The 23004-nt window shown below is 62.6% G+C and carries 23 protein-coding genes; 16 read left to right on the top strand and 7 right to left on the bottom strand.

Annotation, left to right across the window (positions count from 1 at the left end; translation table 11 throughout):
• Positions 1 to 384 precede the first annotated feature (384 nt).
• Positions 385 to 741 (top strand): VOC family protein, encoded by a 357-nt coding sequence (locus tag JMA46_RS11485; RefSeq protein ID WP_207345471.1) that lies wholly within the window; start codon positions 385 to 387, stop codon positions 739 to 741.
• A gap of 9 nt (positions 742 to 750) precedes the next feature.
• Entirely contained in the window at positions 751 to 2325 is a 1575-nt protein-coding gene (metG, locus tag JMA46_RS11480; RefSeq protein WP_207345470.1) for a methionine--tRNA ligase, read from the top strand.
• A gap of 77 nt (positions 2326 to 2402) precedes the next feature.
• Here the strand turns inward: metG and JMA46_RS11475 are convergent, their stop codons facing one another.
• Both JMA46_RS11475 and JMA46_RS11470 read right to left on the bottom strand, forming a co-directional pair.
• Positions 2403 to 2849, bottom strand: a complete 447-nt coding sequence (locus JMA46_RS11475; RefSeq protein ID WP_207345469.1) for a DUF6157 family protein — start codon at positions 2847 to 2849, stop codon at positions 2403 to 2405.
• A 30-nt stretch (positions 2850 to 2879) separates the two neighbouring features.
• Complete coding sequence (locus JMA46_RS11470; protein ID WP_207345468.1) at positions 2880 to 3428, bottom strand: TIGR03086 family metal-binding protein; 549 nt, start codon at positions 3426 to 3428, stop codon at positions 2880 to 2882.
• Between the two features lie 36 nt (positions 3429 to 3464).
• Between JMA46_RS11470 and JMA46_RS11465 the strand changes: the two genes are divergently transcribed.
• The 3 genes from JMA46_RS11465 (at position 3465) to JMA46_RS11455 (ending at position 5411) form a co-directional block, all read left to right on the top strand.
• Positions 3465 to 4163, top strand: a complete 699-nt coding sequence (locus tag JMA46_RS11465) for an AraC family transcriptional regulator (protein ID WP_207345467.1) — start codon at positions 3465 to 3467, stop codon at positions 4161 to 4163.
• Positions 4164 to 4294: 131 nt separating this feature from the next.
• Positions 4295 to 4927: a dihydrofolate reductase family protein gene (locus JMA46_RS11460; RefSeq protein WP_207345466.1), complete on the top strand. Its 633-nt coding sequence runs from the start codon at positions 4295 to 4297 to the stop codon at positions 4925 to 4927.
• Positions 4928 to 5054: 127 nt separating this feature from the next.
• Positions 5055 to 5411: a hypothetical protein gene (locus tag JMA46_RS11455; protein ID WP_207345465.1), complete on the top strand. Its 357-nt coding sequence runs from the start codon at positions 5055 to 5057 to the stop codon at positions 5409 to 5411.
• A 1-nt stretch (position 5412) separates the two neighbouring features.
• On the opposite strand, the gene JMA46_RS11450 is transcribed toward JMA46_RS11455, so the two are convergent.
• The gene (locus tag JMA46_RS11450; RefSeq protein ID WP_207345464.1) at positions 5413 to 7896 is read right to left on the bottom strand and encodes an FtsX family ABC transporter permease; all 2484 of its coding nucleotides are present in this window, start codon (positions 7894 to 7896) and stop codon (positions 5413 to 5415) included.
• 3 nt (positions 7897 to 7899) lie between these two features.
• Positions 7900 to 8652 carry an ABC transporter ATP-binding protein gene (locus JMA46_RS11445; protein ID WP_207345463.1) on the bottom strand — a complete coding sequence of 251 codons (753 nt, stop codon included), beginning with the start codon at positions 8650 to 8652 and terminating at the stop codon, positions 7900 to 7902.
• 126 nt (positions 8653 to 8778) lie between these two features.
• Here JMA46_RS11445 and JMA46_RS11440 point away from each other — a divergent pair, with 126 nt between their 5' ends.
• A complete protein-coding gene (locus JMA46_RS11440; protein WP_207345462.1) occupies positions 8779 to 9345 on the top strand; it encodes a GNAT family N-acetyltransferase in 567 nt (188 codons plus the stop codon).
• 280 nt (positions 9346 to 9625) lie between these two features.
• Here the strand turns inward: JMA46_RS11440 and JMA46_RS11435 are convergent, their stop codons facing one another.
• The 3 genes from JMA46_RS11435 to JMA46_RS11425 form a co-directional block, all read right to left on the bottom strand.
• Positions 9626 to 10333, bottom strand: a complete 708-nt coding sequence (locus tag JMA46_RS11435; protein WP_207345461.1) for a response regulator transcription factor — start codon at positions 10331 to 10333, stop codon at positions 9626 to 9628.
• 4 nt (positions 10334 to 10337) lie between these two features.
• Positions 10338 to 11570 carry a sensor histidine kinase gene (locus JMA46_RS11430; RefSeq protein WP_207345491.1) on the bottom strand — a complete coding sequence of 411 codons (1233 nt, stop codon included), beginning with the start codon at positions 11568 to 11570 and terminating at the stop codon, positions 10338 to 10340.
• A 105-nt stretch (positions 11571 to 11675) separates the two neighbouring features.
• Positions 11676 to 13157, bottom strand: a complete 1482-nt coding sequence (locus JMA46_RS11425; protein WP_207345460.1) for an SDR family oxidoreductase — start codon at positions 13155 to 13157, stop codon at positions 11676 to 11678.
• A 67-nt stretch (positions 13158 to 13224) separates the two neighbouring features.
• Here JMA46_RS11425 and JMA46_RS11420 point away from each other — a divergent pair, with 67 nt between their 5' ends.
• The 10 genes from JMA46_RS11420 (at position 13225) to JMA46_RS11375 (ending at position 22939) form a co-directional block, all read left to right on the top strand.
• Positions 13225 to 13755: a MarR family transcriptional regulator gene (locus JMA46_RS11420; protein WP_207345459.1), complete on the top strand. Its 531-nt coding sequence runs from the start codon at positions 13225 to 13227 to the stop codon at positions 13753 to 13755.
• Positions 13756 to 13761: 6 nt separating this feature from the next.
• Positions 13762 to 14898 (top strand): polyprenyl synthetase family protein, encoded by a 1137-nt coding sequence (locus JMA46_RS11415; protein WP_207345458.1) that lies wholly within the window; start codon positions 13762 to 13764, stop codon positions 14896 to 14898.
• Between the two features lie 2 nt (positions 14899 to 14900).
• Positions 14901 to 15881 (top strand): phytoene/squalene synthase family protein, encoded by a 981-nt coding sequence (locus JMA46_RS11410; protein WP_348770132.1) that lies wholly within the window; start codon positions 14901 to 14903, stop codon positions 15879 to 15881.
• Positions 15882 to 15931: 50 nt separating this feature from the next.
• The gene (gene crtI / locus JMA46_RS11405) at positions 15932 to 17617 is read left to right on the top strand and encodes a phytoene desaturase family protein (protein ID WP_207345489.1); all 1686 of its coding nucleotides are present in this window, start codon (positions 15932 to 15934) and stop codon (positions 17615 to 17617) included.
• Positions 17614 to 17961: a lycopene cyclase domain-containing protein gene (locus JMA46_RS11400; RefSeq protein ID WP_207345457.1), complete on the top strand. Its 348-nt coding sequence runs from the start codon at positions 17614 to 17616 to the stop codon at positions 17959 to 17961. The genes crtI and JMA46_RS11400 overlap by 4 nt, the downstream gene beginning before the upstream one ends.
• Positions 17958 to 18278, top strand: coding sequence for a lycopene cyclase domain-containing protein (locus JMA46_RS11395; RefSeq protein WP_207345456.1), 321 nt, complete (start codon positions 17958 to 17960; stop codon positions 18276 to 18278). Before JMA46_RS11400 ends, JMA46_RS11395 begins: the two co-directional genes overlap by 4 nt.
• Positions 18275 to 19129 (top strand): prenyltransferase, encoded by an 855-nt coding sequence (locus tag JMA46_RS11390; protein WP_207345455.1) that lies wholly within the window; start codon positions 18275 to 18277, stop codon positions 19127 to 19129. Before JMA46_RS11395 ends, JMA46_RS11390 begins: the two co-directional genes overlap by 4 nt.
• Positions 19130 to 19191: 62 nt before the next feature.
• Complete coding sequence (locus JMA46_RS11385; RefSeq protein WP_207345454.1) at positions 19192 to 20556, top strand: deoxyribodipyrimidine photo-lyase; 1365 nt, start codon at positions 19192 to 19194, stop codon at positions 20554 to 20556.
• A gap of 71 nt (positions 20557 to 20627) precedes the next feature.
• Positions 20628 to 21683, top strand: a complete 1056-nt coding sequence (locus JMA46_RS11380) for a 3-isopropylmalate dehydrogenase (RefSeq protein WP_207345488.1) — start codon at positions 20628 to 20630, stop codon at positions 21681 to 21683.
• 143 nt (positions 21684 to 21826) lie between these two features.
• Positions 21827 to 22939 (top strand): branched-chain amino acid aminotransferase, encoded by a 1113-nt coding sequence (locus JMA46_RS11375; protein WP_207345453.1) that lies wholly within the window; start codon positions 21827 to 21829, stop codon positions 22937 to 22939.
• Positions 22940 to 23004: the final 65 nt, after the last annotated feature.

Genomic DNA, 23004 nt, shown 5'->3' with positions numbered 1-23004 from the left:
CCTTGTTCGCCGATGACGGTGCCAACTGGCACGTAAGGCGTATCTTCTCCGCCAGCACGCAGGTTGGCCCCTTCTCCGCCGAGAATGGGGTGACTTGGCGCCGTTGTCGATGGCAGCAGTGTGGGCCAGCCGGTTGCAAACTTCGTATGATCAGTGCATGGATCCATTGATCTATCAGGAGAACTTGTTGCACCCACTACTGGCCGAACGGGTGAAATGCGCCTGGTACTGCGTACTGCGATGGCGATAACCGGCTCCCTTCGGCGATGTCCTCGCATTCACAGGACGGCACTGGGCTCCTGCGCAGGGAGTTTTCGACGCGGGCCATTGCATCTTTCGCTCCGATGACGCCATCCAACTATCGGGCACGGTTCCGCAACAGCCATGCCAACCATCCCACTTTTCAGTATCCTCGTTGCTGACTTGGATGACACACGCACGTTCTACACGTCCAAGCTCGGGATGACCTTTCTGGAGGACAACCTCCTCGGTGACTACAGGTGGATACTCATCGGCTTCCTCGGCCAACAGGGGTTCGGAATCAACCTGCACCTCTCCCGCACTCCGGAGGAACGGGCACACGTGGGATGCCAGGCCGCGGATCAGCCATTGTTCAGCATCGCCACGAGTGACTGTCTGGCAGACTTTAGCCGCATGTCTGCCCTCAGTATCCAATTCGACGGAGAGCTGGACGCCCATGCGTGCGGACACGAATCGGTGTTTCACCCGGGTTCACGGTAAATTCATAGGGTGACATCAACTGAGACGGCCAAGACGCCCTACTACCTGACCACTGCCATCACGTACCCTAACGGTGACCCGCACATCGGGCATGCCTACGAGTACATCGCCACCGACGCCATGGCCCGCTTCAAGCGCCTTGACGGCTTTGACGTGAAGTTCCTGACGGGTACTGATGAGCACGGCATGAAGATTGCGCAGACGGCCGAGAAGGAGGGCCTCACGCCGAAGGAACTCGTTGACCGCAACGTCACGATTTTCAAGGACACGCATAAGGTCCTGGGCATCACGTATGACAGGTTCATCCGCACCACTGACGCCGACCACTACGCCGCCTCGCAGGCCATCTGGAAGAAGATGGAAGAAGCCGGGGACATATACCTCGGCAAGTACGAGGGCTGGTATTCGGTCCGCGACGAGGCCTACTACGGTGAAGACGAGACTGAACTGCGCGAGGACGGCAAGCGCTATTCCAAGGTTACCGACACGGAGTTGACGTGGACGGAGGAAGAAAGCTACTTCTTCCGCCTGTCCAACTACCAGGAAAAGCTGTTGGAGCTCTACGCGTCGCAGCCCGAATTCGGTGCCCCCCGGACCCGTTTCAACGAGGTCATCAGCTTCGTCAAGGGCGGCCTTGAAGACCTGTCCGTCAGCCGCACCACCTTCGACTGGGGCGTGCCAGTGCCAGGCAATGAGAAACACGTCATGTACGTTTGGGTCGACGCGCTGACGAACTACCTGACCGCCGTCGGCTACCCTGACGTGGAGTCCGAGGAGTTCAAGAAGTACTGGCCGGCAGATGTGCACATCATCGGCAAGGACATTTCCCGCTTCCACGCCGTGTACTGGCCCGCGTTCCTCATGTCTGCCGGGCTGGAACTGCCCAAGCGGGTCATGATCCACGGCTTCCTGCACAACAACGGCGTGAAGATGTCCAAGTCACTGGGCAACGTGGTGGCCCCGGCTGACTGGGTTGCCCAGTACGGGTTGGATCAGGTGCGTTTCTTCCTCCTGCGCGAAGTGCCGTTCGGTGCTGACGGTTCCTACAACCACGACGCCGTGGTGGGCCGCATGAACTCGGACCTCGCCAACAATCTTGGCAACCTGGCCCAGCGTTCGCTGTCCATGGTGGCGAAGAACTGTGAAGGCGTGGTTCCCGTGCCGGGCGCGTTCAGCGAAGCCGACGACACGATTTTGGCCGCTGCCCGCGAATTACTTGAGTACTCCCGCGCCGCCTACCAGGTGCAGGATTTCCATGGTTCGCTGGAAAAGATTTGGCATGTGCTGGGCGACACCAACGCCTACTTTGCGGATCAAGCCCCCTGGGTGCTGCGCAAGACGGACGTGCCGCGCATGGAAACCGTGCTGTACGTGACCCTCGAGGTGCTGCGCATTGTCTCCATCCTGGTCCAGCCGGTCATGCCCGACGCTGCCGCGAAGCTGTTGACAGTTTTGGGTCAGGGCAGCAACACCGACGACGCCGTCCGCCAGTTTGCGGCCATCGGCACACCGCTGGTGGCAGGGACCGCGTTGCCGGCCCCCACCCCGATCTTCCCGAAGTACGAGGAACCGGCCGAGGGGTAACTTCGTCTTGACCAGCTGAAGGGTTCCCGCTTGCGGGGGCCCTTCTTGGCACTGCCATCGAACTTGGGCTCTCGGGGTCAGCGCCGGCTTGATCGCATGGCCTTCACGACGGTGAGGGGGCGCTCTGCGAGAAAGTGAGTTGTGCCTTGTGGAGGCACCTCCGTGGAGAGCTCTGCGTATTCAGGGGAATCAACAGCGTAAAGGGCGATGTGCCCGTCGGCGTTTGCATGAATGCCCCAGCCATATTTCTTGCCGAGGTCGGAAGCCCTCAAGCACGGTCTGCCCGAGCTGAAGTAGTGCTCCCGTGCAGAAGAGCGTTCGGACTCCGCCAGCCCTGCCCGATCCGCGTAGACGGTGAAGATCACGTCGTCCGAGGTGAACCGGTAGGGGTTATGCGCGATCAATTGAAAAGTGCGTGAGGCGATGGACGGGTTCCCGGGCTTTGCGGGCGGGGTGATGCCGTGCCGGACCGGACAGTCGTCGGCGACTGCGATGAGCGTGTTCACATAGTTTGTCGAGTGCATGATGTGGCTTTCCTGTTGTTCCGGGTCGGTTCACACGTGGCGGCCGAGCCTGGCAAGGACAAGGGTGGCTCGGTCGGCGTCGGCAGGGGCCCTCACTCCGGGCTTGCAGATTCCGTCCATGTAGAGAGCGTCGCCGAAGCTGGTGATGCCGCGTTCAAGACGGTCCAGTTCAGTGTCGGTCAACGAGGGGTCCTGTCCCAGGCTTCGAGCGATGTCCCATCGATGAGCCACCATATCCCACACGTAGAACTGCACTAGTGTTTCGCCGATCGTGGAGCGCCCGAATGCGCCGTCGAACTCCCTGTTGGCTACTGCTTCAGTACTGACGGCGTCCAGCACCGCTGCGCTGTGTGATCGCCAGGTGGAAGCGGGATCCCCGCCGGCGTCCGCCACTTTGCCGATGTCGATGTTGTTGCGGCCAAGGAATTCTCGCTGCGTTTCCATCAGGTGTCCCACCACATTACGCACCGTCCAACCTTCGCAGGGGGAGGGGCTGTCCCATTGATCGGTCCGCACCGTGTCCAGGAGCTGCGTCAAGGGGGTGTTTGCTGCTTCAAAGGCGCTTATCGTTGAGTTCATGTGGGTAGCGTATCTGCTCTGCGAAATGGACGCTTGATGAAAGCCGACACTGGTTCCCAGCACCGTGACCCGATCATGCGCGCACATTTGCGGGATCCTCGGGACGTTTCGCACACCATCTACAGATACCCGCCGGGAGCGGAACTTTTGCCGTTGATTGGCCGCTACTGGTTTCCAGTGTGGTCTGTACCGGCTGGAGCCGAAGAAGTTCAACGAGTGCTGCAATACCCTGTGTGCCTGTTGGCCATCACGACGGCATACTCCCGCTTCTATGGGGTGGTGTCAGGTGTGTCAGCAACCACGCTCAGCGGGGAGGGATGGGCTGCCGGGGTGATGCTCATTCCGGCGGCGGGCCATGCGATAACCGGCCTGCCAGTGGACGGGTTCACAGACCGCCATGTCGATCTGGCGGATGTCCTCGGCACCGTTGGCACGGAGTTGACGGCTCGTATCCGAACCCTGATGAACGAGCGTCCGGCGGCGAAGGAGTCCCATAAAGCCGTGATGGCAGCCTATGAAGATGTCCTTTGCAGTTTCCTGCCGATCGACGACGAGGGGCGGCTCGTCCAACGCCGCCGCCTACACGAGGCAGCTGAGCGCCTGCGCGATTCCTTAGCCACGGTGGCAGAATTGGCTTTCCTGCTTGGATACGCTGACCAAGCCCACTTCATTCGTGACTTCAAGAAGGTCGTATCGCTGACGCCGGGGCAGTTCTCTGAGCAAAACCGCGGCTGAGGTCCTGCAGAACATCTGCGTCATTGCTCGCGTCCAAGACACGCCGCGGCTAGTGTAGAGCAACGGTCGCGGCGTTGTGTTCTTGCGGCCGCTCTGCACACGTCAGGACCACCAGCACAAGGGGATCAACCATGAAACTCACCGTCAACACCTTCATGACTCTCGACGGGGTTATGCAGGGTCCAGGTGGAGCCGAAGAAGACCCCACAGGTGGTTTTACCAGGGGCGGGTGGCTGGTTCCCTACGTCGACGAAGGTTTCGGTGAAGTCGTGGACCAGTGGTTTGCTGCCGGTGACGCCGTACTGCTCGGCAGGACCACCTATGACCTGATGAGCGCGTTCTGGCCGCTGATGACTGATCCTGAGGATACGACGGCGGCAGCGCTGAACGGCCGCGCCAAGTATGTCGTCTCCAACACGCTGACGGAACCAGCGTGGGCGAATACGACGGTGGTCTCCGGAGACGCCGTCGAACAAGTGTGGGCGCTGAAAGAGGAATTGGGCGAGGGGGAACTTCAAGTCCACGGCAGCGCCCAGCTGGCTGCGGCGCTCCATGAGGCCGGCCTCGTGGATGAGTACCGTCTGCTGGTGTTCCCGGTGTGCGTCGGGGCCGGCAAACGGCTGTTCCAAGGCGACGGACCCGGAGTTGGATTCGAAGTGGCCCAAACCCGCACCACCCCGGCTGGAGTCACGTACCTGAACCTGCGCCCCACAGAGTTTCAGTCCGGCGTTGTCCACATAGGCGACGGCAAGGACACGGTCTAGGCCTGCGATCCTGCCTGACCACGGTCAGGAGACCAGCACGGTTTCCCAGCGGGGCGCCGTCATGTCGGCGCGGGTGTGCCGCCATGGGCTCCTGCAACTGCGCAAACCGGCTGTTAGGCTGGCCCGCATGGAAACAGTGGGGGAACTCAACAAGGCAGGCCGACGACGCAAGGCGGTGGCCGCCGTCGTACCTGTCCTGGCCTTGCTGGCCGTGACGGCCGGGATCGTGACAGCCATTTCGACGCAATCGCAGACTAATTTTGGTTGGTTTGCCTATGCGCCGTTGTCCAATGAGACGTTCACCGGCGGGGGACTGGTGTACCTGGGTGTGGGGACGAAAGTGGGTGTGGCCCTGTTGGCAACCGGCCTGCTCGTGCTTGCGTTTTGGTCGGGGTACCGCACGGCGACCCACCGCACGACCCGCCACGGCACAGCCACGAACAGCGTCGCCAGACACCGTGGCGGACCCGAGGGGAAGAGCTGAATCAGTCCATCGCCAGCCCCTCTACGGGGGAGAGCTTGGCAGCGCGGTTGGCTGGTACCACCGAAGCGAGCAGCCCGGCGGCAGCAACCACTACCACCACGGCGATGATTTGACCCCACGGAATGACCGCAGTGACCAACGCAAAACTACCCAGCGCGGACTTCACCCCTAGCCAGCCGTACACGCATCCCAAGACCGAGCCGATCATGGCCGCGACCCCAGCGATCAACACCGCTTCCAGTGCGAGCATGCCGCGCAACTGCCCCCGTGTCAGCCCCAGGGCCCGCAGTAGCGAGTTCTCCCGGCTCCGCTCCAGCACGGACAGTGACAACGTGTTGGCCACCCCAATCAGGGCGATGAACACGGCCACGGCCAGCAATCCGGTGACAACCAGCAGCAGCATGTCGATGATCTGGTTGTACATGACCTTCTCCAGGACGGCGCCAGAGACCGAATACTCGCTTATGCCAAGAGTTGTGGCCAGCGAAGTACGCAGCTGCATCAACGTGTCGGCATTCAGCGACTGGTCCACGCCTATCCACAGCGGTGCCACGATTTCCGTGTGTAGCGGGTCGCCAACTGCCAGCGGCAAAGAGCCATCCAGTGAGACAAGGGCATAGGAACGGTCGGATGTTGCCGGGGTGCCAGACAGGTTTGTTGTCTGCGTGCCGGCCTGCAATGACACCTGTGTGTCGGCGCGGCCCTTGGGCAACACTGCTGACGTCCGGGTGGGCCGGTTGGCAGGATTGGCCAGCAGCGCGGCGGCGTCGGTATCGGAAATGCCGAAGGCTGGCAGTGTTTGGCCGTCTGAATCCACCGTGCCCACCAATTCAAGTTTGGCAATGTGGGTGACCCCCGGCAGTGCGGCCGCTTGAGCTATGCGCGCGTCGGTGATGGCAGGCTGCCCGGGGTAGGTCAGGGCGGTGATGTCCACGGGGTAGTGCGCGTCCAGCTCGGTGTCGAAGGCATGCCGTGCCGTTGCCGCGCCGCTCATCATCATGGTCACCAGCGTGACGCCGATGAGCAAGGCGGCCGCCGTCGCGGTGGTTCTGCGCGGGTTGCGCACCGCATTGGCTGCTGCCATCTTGCCTGGGACACCAGCGGGTGCTGCCAGCAAGCCGGCAAGGGAGACCAACTTGGGGACAAATAGCGTCGCTGCCAAGAGGAAGCCAATAAACGAGGTGGAACCGGCTGGCAGCGCCACCAGCAGATTGGCCGACAATCCGCCATACACAAGCCCAGCGCCGCCAACTAGAATCAGCAGCACACCCACCCCCAGGCGTACGCGTCCACCGGCGTTGTGCACTGAGGCGTCGTCCACGGGGCGCAGCGCTGCCAACGGTGCAACGGCCGTTGCGGCACGGGCAGGTATCAGGGCAGCCAGGACCGTCAGCGAAGTGCCTACTACCATGCCTGCAACAATGGACGACGGCGGTACCGCCAACGTGGCGAAGGCAAAGTCGGGATTGTGGCTGCGCAGGTTCACGAGCAGGGCCATGAGCCCCGTCGCTGCCAGAACACCGAGCACCGATGCAACGAATCCCACCACGAGTGCTTCGAGCATGACAGAGTTGCGCACCTGTACTCGGCTTGCACCCACGCAGCGCAGAAGCGCCAGTTCGCGGGTGCGTTGGGCAACCAGCACCGAAAACGTGTTGGAGACAACCAATGCCGAAACGAGCAGCGCCACACCAGCAAAGGCCAGCAGGATGATGGTCAACTGATCCTGCCCGCCGGTCAAATTAGCCACGTCCTGCGTGGTCTTTTCATCTGCTGTGAGGATCGAGCCAACCGACTGGTCCGCGGCCGCGGCCAGGGACGTCTTCGCCTCTGCGATGGAAGTACCGGGCTTCAGCTTTACGGAGATATATCCGTAGCCGGTGTCCAGTGCAATGAGTTTGCCGACGGCGCCGGAGGTGCCCACAAATTGAGCCGAGCCGTAAGACATTGGATCAGCGGAGGCGGTCATGGTCCCGGAGACTGTGACTGTCAGACTCTGCGCTTTTGTGGACCCGCCGAGCTGGCCCGCCAATGTAACGGTGTCGCCAGCTGTGAGCGCATTCTTTCGCGCAGTGACGGAGTCAACCACCACTTCTCCATCGTTGGCCGGCCACGTACCGGACAGCAACTTCGATGGTTCCAACGCCGCGGAAGTGGCCATGTTGCGCAAAGACCCCGGCAGCGAAGCGGCTCCCACATCGGCCTGGACGTACAGGGACTGCAGCGCGTACGACGCCTCCACGGGGGCTGCTGCCGTAACCTTCGTCGCCGCAGTGGCGGTCAGTGGCTCGTTCGGGGAGCCAGGGGAGAGAACCAGATCAGCTGAAGCATAGGCCTGGCCAATGCTGGCTTTCAGCGATGCCTTGGTGGACGCGTTGACCATCAAGGTGGCCGAAAGGAACGCGACGGCCAGTAGCACGGCAAGTGTGATGGCGACAAAGCGACGAGGGTGGGTTTTGAACTGGCTGAGGGCTACCTGCAACATGGGCTACGCCCCCAGGGATGCCAGTGAAGCCAGCACCGAATCGGCGGTGGGGTTCTCCAGCTGGCCCACCAGTTCGCCGTCGTTCATCAAGACAACGCGGTCTGCGTAGGATGCGGCCACGGGGTCGTGCGTGACCATGATGATGCTCTGGCCCATTTCGCGGCTGGAGCGGCGCAGCATGCCTAGGACTTCCGCGCCGGAGCGCGAGTCGAGGTTGCCGGTGGGCTCGTCGGCGAAAATGACGTCTGGGCGGGTGAGCAGTGCGCGGGCCACGGCGACGCGCTGCTGCTGGCCGCCCGAGAGCTCGTGGGGTCTGTGTTTCAGCCGTCCCACGAGGCCAAGGGTTTTTGTGATGGAGTTGAACCAGTCGCTGTCCACGGTGCCGCCGGCCAAGGCGACCGGCAGGGTGATGTTGGCTTCGGCAGTGAGGGTGGGGACCAGGTTGAACGCCTGGAATACGAAGCCGATGCGGTCCCTGCGCAGCCGAGTCAGGGATTTGTCGTTGAGCGCGGTCAGTTCCGTTTCGCCGAGGTGGATGGTGCCGGCGGTCACCGAATCAAGTCCGGCCAAGCAGTGCATGAGCGTGGACTTGCCCGAGCCCGAAGGGCCCATGATGGCGGTGAACTGGCTGGCCGGGAAATCCAGGTCCACGTCCTTCAGGGCCGTCACCTCGGTTTGGCCCCTGCCGTAGGTTTTGCGCAACCCGCGGGCCTGAACCGCCAGTGTGCGCTGCGAATTTTCTGTAGTGATGATCATGCTTCCAGCGTATTTGTGCAACGGTGGGCAGCGGATCGGAGCGCGGGTGGAGATTGTCGCGATGCACGACGTCGGAGCCTCCTCCCCAGGGATGACACGGCTGGACGGGGTGGGCAATAATAGATCATGAAGATCCTGCTGCAAACAGCTCGGCTGGTACTGCGCGAGTTCACCGAAGCGGACGCCGGACTGCTTGAGGCCCTTGATGCGGACCCCGCCGTGATGCGCTTCATCTCCAATGGGGTTGCCACGCCGTTGCGGAAAATTGCCGACGACTACATTCCCGCCTACCTCGCCTACCACCGGAAGTCGCCCCACTTTGGTTTTTGGGTGGCGCAGAGCCCCGTGAGCCACGAATTCTTCGGCTGGTTTCACCTGCGGAGCGGCTCTGGCTGCCCCGAATCCGAACCGGAATTGGGATACCGGCTGCGCAGGGACTGCTGGGGACTTGGCCTTGCGACAGAAGGAAGCCGGGCCCTGATCGACCACGCCTTCCTTCACACGCCTGCCGCCCGCGTCACGGCGGAAACCATGGCCGTGCATGCTGCCTCACGCAGGGTCATGGAGAAATCAGGAATGTCACTGGTCCGGCATTTTGTTGCCGACTGGCCCATTCGAATCGACGGAGACGAGCACGGTGACGTGCAGTACGCCGTCACCCGGGAGCAGTGGGAGGCGCACCGGCAGGCTTGACCACCAGGTCAAGCGCCAATGGAGACCAGGCCCGACTCCTAAGCAATGACCACCACCCACACTACCGACGCTCCTGCACTTTCAGGGCTTTTTCCAGCGACCCTCCCGCGGTTTTCGGAGGTACTTTCCTGACGCACTTGCAGGGATGCTGGAGGGCAACCAGAGTCGTGCGTGAGCGTTCGGAAAGTCTGCCCCCGAACGTGCAGGGGCGTTGGTAGCAGCGGCCCTGAACGTGCAGGAGGGTCGGGGAGATACCCCGGAAACTGCAGGAGCGATGGTATTAGCCGGGGGAGACCAGACCCGTTTCGTATGCAATGACCACCAGCTGCACCCTGTCGCGGGCGCTGAGCTTGGCCAGGATGTGCCCCACATGCGTTTTGACCGTGGCCTCTGAAACGAACAGCTGCTTTGCAATCTCAGGGTTGGAGAGGCCGTTGGCGATGAGCAAGAAGACCTCGTGTTCACGCGTGGTCAGGCTGGTCACAGCAGCGGCGTGGGCGTCGTTGGCGGGGCTCGGTGCGGACAGCATCTGTGACACATGGTCAAGGAGGCGCCGCGTGGTGGAGGGGGCGATCACCGCATCCCCGGCGTAAACGGTGCGAATCGCGCCCAGCAGTTCCTCCGGAGGCGCATCCTTGAGCAGGAATCCGCTGGCGCCCGCCTGGATCGCGGCCAGTGCATATTCGTCCAAATCAAAGGTTGTCAGTACCACGATCCGCAACTCCGACAGCCATGATCCGGCCGGTGCCGTCTTGCTGCGTGCCATGAGTCTGCGCGTGGTTTCCAAACCGTCCATGCCAGGCATGCGTACGTCCATGAGCACTACGTCGGCGGCCGTCGCGGAAAGCCCCTGCAGCGCTTCAATGCCATTGCCAGCCTGCAACACCACGGAGAGGTCGGGCTGGGAATTGATGAGCATGCCAAAGCCCGAACGGACCAGTTGCTGGTCGTCGACAAGGGCCACTCGGATGGGGGAGGTGGGGGTCATGAAATCAGTTCTCCGTGTAGGGGATGAAGGCTGTGACGGCGAAACCGCCGCCGGGCAGCGGGCCAGCCGTAAGTGTGCCGTCGTAAAGGCGGACTCGTTCGGCCATGCCACGTAGGCCGTTGCCGCCGCCGTGCTGGAGGATGGGGAGGGCATCGGAGAACGACGCCGTTGCGCCCCCGCCGTCGTCGCGCACCGACACTTCCAAGCCGCGGGAGTTCCAGACGAGATTGACTGTTGCCTGGACGTTGGGTCCGGCGTGCTTCATGGCGTTGGTGAGGCCCTCTTGGAGGGTGCGGTAGGCCGTGAGTTCGGCGCCGGCTGGCAGCGCCCGCCGACCCTCACCGGTGACGGAAAAGGTAACCGGCAACCCGGCGGCTCGGATGCCCAGCAGCAGTTCGTCGAGCTGATCCAACCCCGGCAGAGGACGGGTGGACGCCTCATGCCCTCCGCGCAGAACGCCCAGAAGTCGGCGCATTTCCTGCAGGGAGGAGCGCCCAGTTTGGGCAATCGTGGCAAGGGTTTCGGGGGCTATCTCCGGGTCGGCGGCAGCTGCGTAGCGGGCGCCGTCGGCCTGGGTGATGATGATGGAGAGGGAATGGGCCACGATGTCGTGCATTTCGCGGGCAATGTGGGCGCGTTCGTCGCTGGCTGCCAGCTGGCGCTCCTGCTGGGCCTCGATTTCAAGACGGTGGGCACGGTCCTCGAGTGCCTGCCCGCGCAGGCGCTTGGTGCGGTTGAGGTCACCGGCCGTCCAGCTGAATAGGACCAGCACCCAGACTGAGAGAACCAGCACCAAGCCGTAGGGAAGATCCGCCACGGAAACTACGGTGAGGTCGTAGAAGAAGCGCGTCACCAACATGATGGCGCCCAACATGGCCAAGCCGAGCCCGCCGAGCGAGGCCCAGCGGGGGCCGAACGCGGCCAGCGCATAAACAATAAATGGGACAGCCAGGTTGGAGGGCATGGGTGGAACAGCCAGCGCCCACTGCACAATGGCCACGGCCGCGATGATCGAGCCCGCCATGACGGTACGCGTTCGCCGCCATGCCAGGGGCACGATCAGCGCGGTTGTGGTGGCCGTCCCGGCAGCCAAGGCCGCCCATTGACTGTTGCCAGCCAACGGAGTGTTGCTCGCGCTGGCTATGCTCAAAGGCAGTAGGAGCAGCCACAACACCACCATGAAGACCACGTCCACGGCAAAGCGGTGACGGGTGAACCAGTCGTAGATGGATGGCATGATCACCCAGTCAACTTTAGCCAGCGAAATGGGTGTGCGGCGTCCTGCCCGGGTGGAGATGGGAGTGAACCTCAGCAGGGCTGGAGCCCCAACCCTGCTGGAGCCTCAACCCTTCTGGGCGGCGTCCGTGATGCGGTTCGCCATGCTTTTGAAGATGATGCCGTGGAAGGGCAGCACCGCCAACCAGTAGAGCCGCCCGGAGAGCCCGCGGGGAAAGAAGATGGCACGCTGGCGGTAGGTGCTTCCGGATTCGTTGCCCTCGTGGGTTGAAGGAGTCACCTCAAATTCCAGCCAGGCCCGGCCCGGGACCAGCATCTCCGCCCGCAGTCGCAGCAGCCGTCCTTGCTCGAGGGTCTCCACCCGCCACCAGTCCACGGCGTCATTGAGCTGAAGATGAGTGGGGCTGCGCCTGCCTCTGGTCAGTCCCGCTCCTCCGGCGACCTTGTCCATCCAGCCACGCACCCTCCACGCGAAGGGAATTGAATAGTAGCCGTTCTCCCCGCCGATGCCTTCGATGACTTTCCAGACTTCGCCGGCCTCGGCAGATGTTTCCTTGACGCGTTCATCGGTGAAGACCGTCAGCCCCGCCCACTCGGGGTCGCTGGGAAGCGGTTCTGCCGGCGCGCTCAGTGCGTGGGCCGTGGCCCAGGTGGTTTCCACGATGTCAACCTCGATCTTGTGCAGTGCCAGCTCCACCGCGCGCCGGTAGGGTGTCAGTCCACCCTCCGGTTCGGGAATGAACTTGTCGATGTCGTGCTCGTGCGAAAAGCAGTCGTGTTGCAATGACTCCACCAATGGAATGGCAAGACTGCGCGGCACCGGTGTCACCAAATTCACCCATTGGGCGGCTAGCCACGGAGTCAGCACTGGAAGAGCCAGTACCAAAGGTGGGCGGAAGCCCGCAGCGGAGGCATACACCTTCATCATTTGCGCGTAGGTCAACACTTCCGGCCCGCCAATGTCAAAAGTTCTGTTGATCTCCGGCGGCAAATGCATGGCCTGCACCAAGTAGTGGAGGGCATCCCTGACAGCAATGGGTTGGATTTTGTTCAAGACCCATTTGGGTGCCGGCATCATCGGCAACACGTCGGTGAGATGGCGCACCATTTCAAAACTCGCCGAGCCGGAACCGATCACGAGTCCGGCCTGCAAAACGACCGTGGGGGTTCCGGAGGACAGGAGAATTTCCCCGACCTCCTTGCGCGATGCCAAGTGCCTGCTGAGTTCGCCTTGCGGATGGAGCCCCGAGAGGTAAATCAGCCGCTTGACACCGGCATCCCGGGAAGCTTGGCTGAGGTTGCGCGCGCACTGGCGCTCCAACCGCCCGAAGTCTTCTGAAGCCTTGCCGTCCGAGGACATGGAATGGACCAGATAGTAAATGATTTCCGAGTTTTCACACAGCGCCTTGGCTGCATCCGGGTCCGTCAGGTCCCCTTCGAGAACCTCCACTTCATTTCGCCACGGGACGTCCCTGAGCTTTTCGCTGTTGCGGCTGAGTACTGTGACCTTGTGGCCGGCTGCGAGCAGCAGCGGGACAAGCCTGCCGCCTATGTAGCCGGTGGCTCCGGCAACTGCTATGGAGCTCATAGTTGAACCTTTCGGTAGACAAGAAGCGTTCGTTCCACCATTATGTAATTAGATTTTCTGATTATCAATGGATAAGGTATTTTTTATGAAGGACAGCCCGAGTGACGAAAGACCCCGGATGCACCCGGCGTCGGTTCTTCTTCGCCAAATATTGGAACTCAATGAGGTGATGGAGTTTGCCATGAGGCGTGAAATGTCCCTGAATGAGACGGATTTTCAGGCCATGCAGCACCTCATCAAGCACAGGTCGATGTCGCCGGGAGAGTTGGCGCAATTCCTGCATCTAACAGCGGCTGCCACCACGACGGTGATCGATCGCCTGGTCAGAAGAGGTCATATTACGCGCACGCCTCATCCAACGGACAGGCGGCGGCTGCTCATCAGCCCCAGTGCTGAATCCGTCAAGGACACCATGGCACGGCTCATGCCCATGATCCTTGAGGTGGACGCCAAGGTGCGCAGCTACGACGACAGTGGACAAGAAGCAATAGTGGACTTCCTCGCCAGCGTGGCAAGCTCAATGCATCAACGGGCGGCGGCACTGGAGGACAAAAAGATAGACCTCCCGCTGGCGAAGCAACAGAACCGAAAGGGGTAGAAAACCATGTCCTTGGCCCATGATCGCCAAAGTACCCACCGCAGAGAACCCCTGCTTGACGATGGCAACAAGCCGTTCGAACAACAGGCGCATGCCACACCAGTGGACTGGGCGGTTTTTCAAGAACAGGTTAAAACCTCCCTAGCCGAGTACTTCGCAGCCCAAAAATTCGCAGCCAAAGCCTACTCTCCGGCCTTCGTTGAACTCTGGGACCACATCGCTGCCAGCACAAGTGGTGGAAAATGGATGCGGCCCAAACTCGTCTACCTGACCTACCACGCCTTCGGCGGGCAGGACTGGCGGGCGTGCAGTGAACTCGCGGCAGCTTATGAAATGCTCCACGCCGCCCTGCTGGTCCACGACGACGTTATTGACAGGGACTTCGTCCGCCGCGGCTCGGCGACCCTGGGTGCCACCTATCGGGATGCCGCTACGGCCCAGGGCCATGCCCGGGAAGCGGCTGACCATGCCGGCTACTCGGCGGCCATCATCGCCGGGGATCTGCTGCTGACTGGCTCCTTGCGACTTGCCACCTCCGCCACCGCCGGCCACGCCCAGGCAAGTGCGATCCTGGCCACTGTCCACGAAGCAATCTTCGCCTCCGCTGCCGGGGAACTTGATGATTTGTTGTTCTCCCTGGGCAGGGTCTCACCCGGCTTGGGTGACGTGTTGAACATGGAGCGGCTGAAGACGGCCGTCTACTCCTTTGAAATGCCGTTGCGTGCGGGAGCCCTGCTGGCAGGGGTGGGGCAGGAGAGCGCCGATGCGCTCGCAGCCGTGGGACGTGACATCGGCGTGGCCTACCAAGTGGTGGATGACGTCTTGGGCACCTTCGGCCAGGAATCGGTGACGGGGAAGTCCGTGGAATCGGATTTGCGGGAAGGCAAACGCACCATCCTCACCACCTTCGCCCAAGGATCGGGTGAATTTGCCGAAGCGTTGACTGCGTTCCGCGACGGCCGTGCAGAGGTTGACGACGTCCGCGCAGTGCTCCACGAGCTCGGTGCAAAGGAATATGCTCTCAACCTTGCACAGTCGCTGGTCAGTGATGCCTTGGGCAAGGCCCAGCAGCTTGACGTGCCTGAATTCCTGTATCTGGAACTTGCGCAAATCTGTGACTATGTATTGGCCAGGAGGAACTAGCCGTGGGAATTGATCCTTTGCAGCATTATTCGCAGACAGCTTCGCAGGGCGCAGCAGTGGTGATCCGCAGCTATTCGACGTCGTTCGGCCTGGCCTGCCGGCTACTTGGCTCCGTGGAACGCAAAGACATCGAGAACATCTACGCCTTGGTGCGGATAGCTGACGAGGTGGTCGATGGGGCGGCGGCCGCCGCCGGGCTGAATCCAGAACAGGTGCGGTTGCAACTTGACAGCCTGGAACGGGAAACCGAGCAAGCGCTGCTGGGGGGCTACAGCACGAACATGGTGGTGCACGCTTTCGCCGCATCAGCACGGCGCACCGGTATTGATGCGAGCCTGACCCGGCCCTTTTTTGCCTCCATGCGCACCGACGTGTCCACAGCGGATCATTCCGCGGACACACTTGCGGAGTACATTTACGGATCCGCTGAAGTAGTGGGATTGATGTGCCTGAAGGTATTTCAGGCCATGGACGACGCCCCCTGCGCTGACGAAGATGTGCTCTCCCGGGCAGCACGCAGTCTGGGCGCAGCATTTCAAAAGGTGAATTTCCTGCGGGATTTGGGCGACGACAGTGCCGATCTGGGACGGCACTACTTTCCGGGCGTGGACCCGGCGGCGCTGACCGAAGCGCACAAGCACGCCCTGCTGGAAGAGATCCGAGCGGACCTCGCGGCCGCCAAGGACGGCATGCAGTTCCTGGCCCCCGCAGCCAGGCGCGCAGTGTCCCTGGCCCATGAGCTGTTTTTAGCCCTGGTGGAAAGGATCGAACACATTCCCGCCGCGAACTTGGTAGACCAACGAGTACGGGTGCCCGCGTACCAAAAGGTCTACATTGCGGCCAAGGTGATGGCCTCGCGGTACCCAAAGACCAACATGGACGACGGCGGAAGGCTCACCGAGAGCCGTGGAACTGTACAGAAACCCGCACGGGAACCGGCATTGGAACCCGCACAGAACACAACCCAGGGACGTACATCATGAGCGGCCAACGGACCCCGGCCTTCCTGCGACGGGGATTCGCGTTCACCGCGATGTTCAGCGCCGCGGGGACGCAACCAGCCAAGGTGCCGGCACCCGGCGTGGTGATCGGCGGAGGTATTTCCGGACTTGCCACGGCCGGCCTCCTGGCCCGCGACGGCCATCCGGTGACGCTGCTGGAGAAACAGCAGACGCTCGGCGGACGTGCCGGTCGCTGGCAGCGCGACGGTTTCACTTTTGACACCGGCCCCAGCTGGTACCTCATGCCGGAGGTTATTGACCACTGGTTCAAAATGATGGGCACCAGCGCGGCCGCGGAACTTGAACTCACCCGCCTCGACCCGGCCTACCGACTTTTCAGCGACCCTCCGGCGGAGTCCGTTGACGTGCGCACGGGCCGGGCTGAGGCCATCGCGCTGTTCGAATCTCAACAGCCTGGATCAGGGCGCGAACTGGCCAAGTACCTGGATTCCGCGGAACTGGCCTACACCCTGGCCAAGCGGCACTTTCTCTATGACCCGTTCGGCACCCTGCGCGGGCTGCTTCAACCAGCGGTGCTGCGCCACGCGCCCAAGCTGGTGCAATTGCTCACCCAATCCCTGGACCGTTTTGCAGCGCGCAGGTTTTCCCACGCGCTGCAACAGAAGATCCTGGGCTACCCGGCCGTCTTTTTGGGCACCAGCCCGGACAAAGCGCCGTCGATCTATCACCTGATGAGCCACCTGGACCTGCAAGACGGTGTGCTGTATCCCCAAGGCGGCTTCATTGCCGTCGTCGATGCCATGGAGCGGGTGGTGCGCAAGGCAGGGGTGCACATCGTTACGGGAGCCACGGCAACGCAGATTGTCACCGGTCCCGCAGGGGACGAAAACCGTTGCGAGGCTGTTGCATGGCGTGACAGCGGAGGGCTGGAGCACCGCTCACCGGCACGGCTTGTGGTGGGGGCCGCGGACCTGCACCACATTGAAACGCAGCTACTCCCGGCGGAACAGCGCACCATGGGCGAAAAGAAGTGGCGGAAGGCCGATCCGGGCATCAGTGCCGTACTGCTGTGCCTGGGAGTCACCGGCGGACTGCCCCAGCTTGCCCATCACAACCTCCTCTTCACGGAGGACTGGCAGGACAATTTCGCCCGAATCATCCAAGGCCGAACGCTTGCGGAAACCACCTCGCTCTATGTGTCCAAGCCCAGTGCCACCGATGCCTCGGTTGCCCCGGCCGGCTCGGAGAACCTGTTCGTGCTCATTCCCGCCCCTGCACTTCCGCAGTGGGGCAGGGGCGGGTTCGACGGCGGAGGGTCGGCCCAAGTGGAGAAGGTCGCCGATGCGGCCATCGCCCAGCTAGCGCTATGGACAGGCACTCCGGACCTTGCCGAGAGGATCACGGTGCGGCGCAGCTACGGCCCGGCGGATTTTCAGGACGACGTCAACGCCTGGCAGGGCAGTGCCCTGGGATTGGCACACACACTTCGCCAGAGCGCCTTCCTGCGCCCCGGCAATGTGAACCACAAGGTCAGCGGGCTCTACTACGCCGGCAGTTCAGTGCGCCCCGGGATCGGTGTGCCGCTGTGCATGATCAGCGCCGAGCTTGTGCTCAAATCCGTGCGCGAGGACCGTTCTTCCGGGCCCCTGCCCGAACTCCTGCCCGAACACGTGGTGGAACCCAGTGCCTCGGAGGCGCAGCCCGCGGAAATAGCACGCCCCGCCGGCACCGGTGCAAGCGAGGCTGCGGGTAAATGATCTATTTGCTTGTTTTGTTGCTCGTGATCGGCTGCATGGTCCTGGTGGATTTGCGCTGGAAGCTGTTTGTTTTCGCCCGACCCGTGGCTGCCCTCGCTGTGCTCGTTGTAGGAACGGCGTTCTTTCTGATCTGGGATGTGGCCGCCATTGCGGCCGGAATCTTTCTGCACAGAGATTCCCCACTGATGACCGGGATCATGGTCGGAGAACAGCTTCCACTTGAAGAAGTGTTTTTCCTGTTTTTCCTCTGCTATCAAACCATGATCCTTTTCACCGGAGTCCAGAGGGTTCTGCACCGGAAGAGCCTGGTGAGCGCCGAGACTGCCCAGGGGGAACGGACATGAATTTTGTTCAGCTCAATCTCATCTTTGTCCCGGCTGCGGCGGCGGTCCTGCTGCTTGCCCTGCTGCTGGCTCGGCCGCGGAGCGGGGATACACGCAAAGTGTTGATCTGCGTGGCTGCTTCGCTGGTGGTGCTGGTTGCCCTGACCGCCGTCTTTGACAACGTCATGATTGCCTCGGGGCTTTTCGACTATGCCGGGGACACCCTCAACGGCACGCACGTGGGGCTGGCGCCCATTGAGGACTTTGCCTATCCCATCGCTGCGGCACTCCTGCTGCCCGGGCTGTGGCTGTTGTTTACCCGGGGACGGAAGGCATGAAGATACTGTTCGTCTCCTCCCGACCCGTCTCTTGGGTCAACACCGCGTATCCGTTCGCTGCCGCCTATTTCCTGGCCACCGGGCGAATCGACTGGATATTCGTGGTCGGGACCGTGTTCTTCCTGATCCCCTACAACCTGGCGATGTACGGGATCAACGACGTCTTCGACTACGAATCCGATCTCCTCAATGCCCGCAAGGGCGGCATCGAGGGTGCCGTGCTGGAACGTACCCACCATCGCCTCATCCTCGTCTCAGCGGCGGTAGCCGTGATCCCTTTTGCGGCTGTGCTGCTCAGTCAGGGCGGAGCGCTGGCGAAGGTGGTGCTGCTGATATCCCTTTTTGCCGTTGTCGCCTACAGCGCCCCCGGGCTGCGGTTCAAGGAACGCCCCTTTCTGGATTCCATCACCTCCAGCACCCACTTTGTGTCCCCGGCCGTTTACGCCCTGGTCTTGGTGAACGCGCCGTTCACCCCCGGGATATGGGCGTTCCTGGGGGCATTCTTCCTGTGGGGCATGGGCAGCCATGCCTTCGGCGCAGTTCAGGACATTGTGCCTGACCGTGAGGGCGGGCTTGCCTCCATCGGTACCGTGCTGGGTGCGCGCGCCACCGTTGCCTTCTCAGTTCTCAGCTATGTCGGGGCCGGGGTCCTCATGCTCTTTACGGCAGTCCCGCTGGCAGCGGTGCTGGCCGTTCCGTACCTGATCAACACCGCCCCGTACCTGCGCGTCAGCGACGAGACTTCCGAACAGGCCAATGTCGCGTGGAAGCGCTTCTTGTGGCTGAACTACCTCAGCGGCTTCCTAGCCACGATGGCCCTGATCTGGCTGGCCACCGGCCACGGCAGCTGACACGGCCACGGAAGCTGACCCTACTCACTAAGAGTTTCCCCCACCATTGAAAGGCCCCGCACATGCAGGCATCCATAGTCTGGTTCCGCGACGACCTTCGCGTTGCTGACAACCCGGCACTGCTGGCCGCGGCAGCCGAGGGGTCAGCCGTTGCCCTCTACGTTTTGGACGAAGAGTCGGCAGGGATTCGTCCCCTGGGTGGTGCTGCCAAGTGGTGGCTGCACCACGCGCTGGTCGATCTGCATGCGGAACTGGGGAAGCTGGGCATCCCGCTGCTGCTGCGCCGGGGGAGTGCAGCGGAAGTTGTTCCGGCAGTCGGCGTCGAGCTGGGTGCTGGGTCGCTGTATTGGAACCGGCGCTATGGCGGCCACGAGCGGAGCGTTGACGCGGACTTGAAGGAATGGGCCGGAACGCACGGAATCCATGCGGAGAGCTTCCAGGCCTCCCTTCTGCATGAACCTTGGACGCTGCGAACAGGAGCCGGCAACCCGTACCAGGTGTTCACCCCGTTTTGGCGGGCGCTTTCGGAGCGCGACTTCAGGGCACCTCTGGGCACGCCCGACGTCGGACGCGGCCACGCCGGTGACCTGCCTGACAGCGACAGGCTCGAAGCATGGGAGCTGTTGCCCGAGAAGCCCGACTGGGCCGGCGGACTGCGCGAAAGCTGGCAGCCTACGGCGGTCGCCGGGTGGGAGGCTCTGGAACTGTTCTTGGACAGCAATGTTGGCAACTATTCAGAAGCGCGGGACCGTCCGGACCAGGCCGGGACCAGCCGCATTTCACCCTATCTGCGCTGGGGCCAGCTCAGCCCCTTCCAAGTGTGGAATGCGCTCGCGGAACGCCGCGGCGATGCCGGGCCTGGCGCGGGCATCTTTGCCTCCGAACTGGGCTGGCGTGAGTTTTGCTGGCACCAGCTCTACCACCACCCGGATTTGGCAACCGTCAACTTGCGCCGAAAATTTGACGACTTCCCCTGGCTCGGGACCGAGGCGCGGCGCGGCGGTAGCCCGCATTGGCGTGCGTGGTGCACTGGCACCACCGGCATTCCGCTGGTGGACGCCGGCCAGCGGGAACTCTGGCACACCGGATTCATGCACAACCGGGTCAGGATGGTTGCGGCCAGTTTCCTGATCAAGAACCTGGGTATTGACTGGCGGGCAGGGGAACAGTGGTTCTGGGACACCCTGGTGGATGCCGATGCCGCGTCCAATCCCGCCAACTGGCAGTGGGTGGCCGGATCAGGCGCCGACGCGTCACCGTTCTTCCGCATTTTCAACCCCGTCACCCAGGCCAAAAAGTTCGATCCGGCAGCCGGCTACGTGGTGCGGTGGGTACCGGAGGTCCTGGAACCTGGGTATCCTGAACCCATTGTGGACCTGCAGAAGACCCGCCGCGCAGCACTTGAAGCCTATGCATCCATCAAATAAAAGTCTCATACTGTGAGATCGTTTGACCATCATGTGGATGGTTTCGTTAAGCTGAAGCCATGAGCGCATCCATGGACAGTGCAGTAATCGACATTGCAGTAATCGCCGGCGACGGCATTGGCCCCGAAGTCACCGCAGAGGCCGTGAAGGTCCTGCGGAAAGTGACGGCATCGGAGGGCGTCGAGTTGAAGCTGACGGACTACGCCCTGGGCGCCGAACACTGGCTCACCACCGGCGAGACGCTGCCGGACTCCACCATCGAGGCGCTGCGCAGCCACGACGCCATCCTGTTCGGTGCCGTCGGCGCCGCACCCGGAGACACCCGCATCCCCTCCGGTTTGATCGAACGAGAAATGCTGCTCAAGCTGCGCTTCGCCCTCGACCATTACGTCAACCTGCGCCCCTCCTTCCTGTACGACGGCGTGGCCTCACCGCTGGCAAACCCCGGCACCATCGACTTCGTGGTGGTCCGCGAAGGCACCGAGGGCCCCTATGTGGGCAACGGCGGCGTGCTGCGCAAGGGGACCGTGCACGAGGTGGCCACCGAAGTCTCTGTCAACACTGCCTTTGGCGTTGAGCGCCTGGTGCGCGACGGTTTCCGCCGCGCCAACGAACGCCCGCGCAAAAAGCTCACCTACGTTCACAAACACAATGTGCTGGTGTACGCAGGCCACCTGTGGAAGCGCACGGTTGAGGCCGTGGCAGCCGAATTCCCCGACGTCTCCGTGGACTACCTGCACGTCGACGCGGCCATGATCTTCCTCGTCACCGACCCGGCGCGCTTCGACGTCATCGTCACCGACAACCTCTTTGGCGACATCATCACGGACCTCGCTGCAGCCGTCACCGGCGGCATCGGCCTGGCAGCATCCGGAAACATCAACATGGACCGCAGAGCACCTTCCATGTTTGAGCCGGTTCACGGCTCGGCTCCGGACATCGCTGGCCAGCAAAAAGCAGATCCGACGGCGGCCATCCTGTCCGCGGCGCTGCTGCTGGACCATGTGGGCTACCCGGAAGCTGCTGCCAAGGTGCAGGCTGCCGTGGCTGCCGACGTCGCCACCCGCGACTCCGCGTCCCCCAGGACAACCAGCGCCGTCGGCGACGCCATAGCAGCAGGGCTGTAACGCCGTCGTCCGTGGCTGTGCGGCTGCTGCTGGGAAGGCAGCTGTGGGAGTAGGCTTGGCAGTATTGAAAAGTGAGTGGATGACGGGATCGGCCCAAGGCGCGAAAACGCCCACTCATGCGGGCCCAACCATGTGGAGGAAGCATGACCCAGATCGCCAACGAGCTGAGCTTTTCGCTGCAGCCCAACGAGAATCCCAAGAGCGTCGCCGAGCGTGACGCCATTTTGGCCAACCCCGGCTTTGGCGACTACTTCACCGACCACACGGCCGTAGTGGATTTCAAGGTTGACGCCGATGGCAACGGTGGATGGTCCAACGCGCGCATTGAGCCGTACGGACCCATTGCCATGGACCCGGCGGCCGCCGTGCTGCACTACGGCCAGGAGATCTTCGAGGGAATGAAGGCGTACCGCCACGCCGACGGCTCGATCTGGACGTTCCGTGCCGAGGCCAATGCTGCCCGCCTGAACGCGTCGGCCCGCCGCCTGGCACTGCCCGAGCTGCCGGAGTCGACGTTCCTCGAATCGCTGCGCCAGCTGGTGACCCTCGACAAGAGTTGGGTTCCCTCACAGGACGGCGAAGCACTGTACCTGCGTCCGTTCATGATCGCCACCGAAGCGTTCCTCGGTGTGCGCCCGGCGCGCGAAGTGTCCTACCGCGTCATTGCCTCTCCGGCCGGGAACTACTTTGGCGGCGAGCTGAAGCCCGTCTCCATCTGGCTCACCACCACGTATGCCCGTGCGGGCGCAGGCGGAACGGGCGAGGCCAAATGCGGCGGCAACTACGCTGCCTCGCTGGCTGCACAGATGGAAGCCGAAGCCCAGGGTTGCAAGCAGGTCTTGTTCCTTGACCCGTTCAACGACAACGCCGTCGAAGAACTCGGGGGCATGAACATCTTCTTCGTGTTCAAGGACGGCACTCTGGTCACTCCAGAGCTCAACGGCCACATTTTGCACGGCATCACGCGCTCCTCGGTCATGCAGTTAGCCGCCGACCGTGGCCTGAAGGTTGAAGAACGCAAGATCACCATCGATGAATGGCGTGACGGCGTGGCAGCCGGGGACATCACCGAGGTCTTCGCCTGCGGCACCGCTGCCGTGATTACACCCATTGGCGAGCTGAAGACGGCCGACGGCGTCATCGCCTCACCGGCCCACGGGATCGGGCCGGTCACTGCCGCCATTCGCGAGCAGTTGCTGGGCATCCAGACCGGCACGGTCGAGGACCTGCACGGGTGGCTGACCCGCCTGGCATAAATCGACTGGCCGCACGGTGATCGAGCCTGGGCGCCGCCCGCGGGGGCGGCCCCGCGCGGGCCAAA

It is taken from the genome of Arthrobacter sp. E3 (genome assembly GCF_017353415.1).
Taxonomy (GTDB): Bacteria; Actinomycetota; Actinomycetes; order Actinomycetales; family Micrococcaceae; genus Specibacter.
The sequence above is the reverse complement of the archived record's forward strand: the minus strand, read 5'-3'. Positions and strand labels throughout refer to the sequence as shown.

Bases quoted from the DNA above. Each gene is read 5' to 3' on its own strand.
- JMA46_RS11375 (WP_207345453.1), top strand. From the start codon at position 21,827: ATGACCCAGATCGCCAACGAGCTGAGCTTTTCGCTGCAGCCCAACGAG.
- JMA46_RS11415 (WP_207345458.1), top strand. From the start codon at position 13,762: ATGTCCTTGGCCCATGATCGCCAAAGTACCCACCGCAGAGAACCCCTG.
- JMA46_RS11460 (WP_207345466.1), top strand. From the start codon at position 4,295: ATGAAACTCACCGTCAACACCTTCATGACTCTCGACGGGGTTATGCAG.
- JMA46_RS11380 (WP_207345488.1), top strand. From the start codon at position 20,628: ATGGACAGTGCAGTAATCGACATTGCAGTAATCGCCGGCGACGGCATT.
- JMA46_RS11400 (WP_207345457.1), top strand. From the start codon at position 17,614: ATGATCTATTTGCTTGTTTTGTTGCTCGTGATCGGCTGCATGGTCCTG.
- JMA46_RS11435 (WP_207345461.1), bottom strand. From the start codon at position 10,333: ATGACCCCCACCTCCCCCATCCGAGTGGCCCTTGTCGACGACCAGCAA.
- JMA46_RS11465 (WP_207345467.1), top strand. From the start codon at position 3,465: ATGAAAGCCGACACTGGTTCCCAGCACCGTGACCCGATCATGCGCGCA.
- crtI (WP_207345489.1), top strand. From the start codon at position 15,932: ATGTTCAGCGCCGCGGGGACGCAACCAGCCAAGGTGCCGGCACCCGGC.
- JMA46_RS11485 (WP_207345471.1), top strand. From the start codon at position 385: ATGCCAACCATCCCACTTTTCAGTATCCTCGTTGCTGACTTGGATGAC.
- JMA46_RS11445 (WP_207345463.1), bottom strand. From the start codon at position 8,652: ATGATCATCACTACAGAAAATTCGCAGCGCACACTGGCGGTTCAGGCC.
- JMA46_RS11470 (WP_207345468.1), bottom strand. From the start codon at position 3,428: ATGAACTCAACGATAAGCGCCTTTGAAGCAGCAAACACCCCCTTGACG.
- JMA46_RS11390 (WP_207345455.1), top strand. From the start codon at position 18,275: ATGAAGATACTGTTCGTCTCCTCCCGACCCGTCTCTTGGGTCAACACC.
- JMA46_RS11475 (WP_207345469.1), bottom strand. From the start codon at position 2,849: ATGCACTCGACAAACTATGTGAACACGCTCATCGCAGTCGCCGACGAC.
- JMA46_RS11430 (WP_207345491.1), bottom strand. From the start codon at position 11,570: ATGCCATCCATCTACGACTGGTTCACCCGTCACCGCTTTGCCGTGGAC.
- JMA46_RS11395 (WP_207345456.1), top strand. From the start codon at position 17,958: ATGAATTTTGTTCAGCTCAATCTCATCTTTGTCCCGGCTGCGGCGGCG.
- JMA46_RS11450 (WP_207345464.1), bottom strand. From the start codon at position 7,896: ATGTTGCAGGTAGCCCTCAGCCAGTTCAAAACCCACCCTCGTCGCTTT.
- JMA46_RS11425 (WP_207345460.1), bottom strand. From the start codon at position 13,157: ATGAGCTCCATAGCAGTTGCCGGAGCCACCGGCTACATAGGCGGCAGG.
- JMA46_RS11455 (WP_207345465.1), top strand. From the start codon at position 5,055: ATGGAAACAGTGGGGGAACTCAACAAGGCAGGCCGACGACGCAAGGCG.
- JMA46_RS11420 (WP_207345459.1), top strand. From the start codon at position 13,225: ATGGATAAGGTATTTTTTATGAAGGACAGCCCGAGTGACGAAAGACCC.
- JMA46_RS11440 (WP_207345462.1), top strand. From the start codon at position 8,779: ATGAAGATCCTGCTGCAAACAGCTCGGCTGGTACTGCGCGAGTTCACC.
- JMA46_RS11385 (WP_207345454.1), top strand. From the start codon at position 19,192: ATGCAGGCATCCATAGTCTGGTTCCGCGACGACCTTCGCGTTGCTGAC.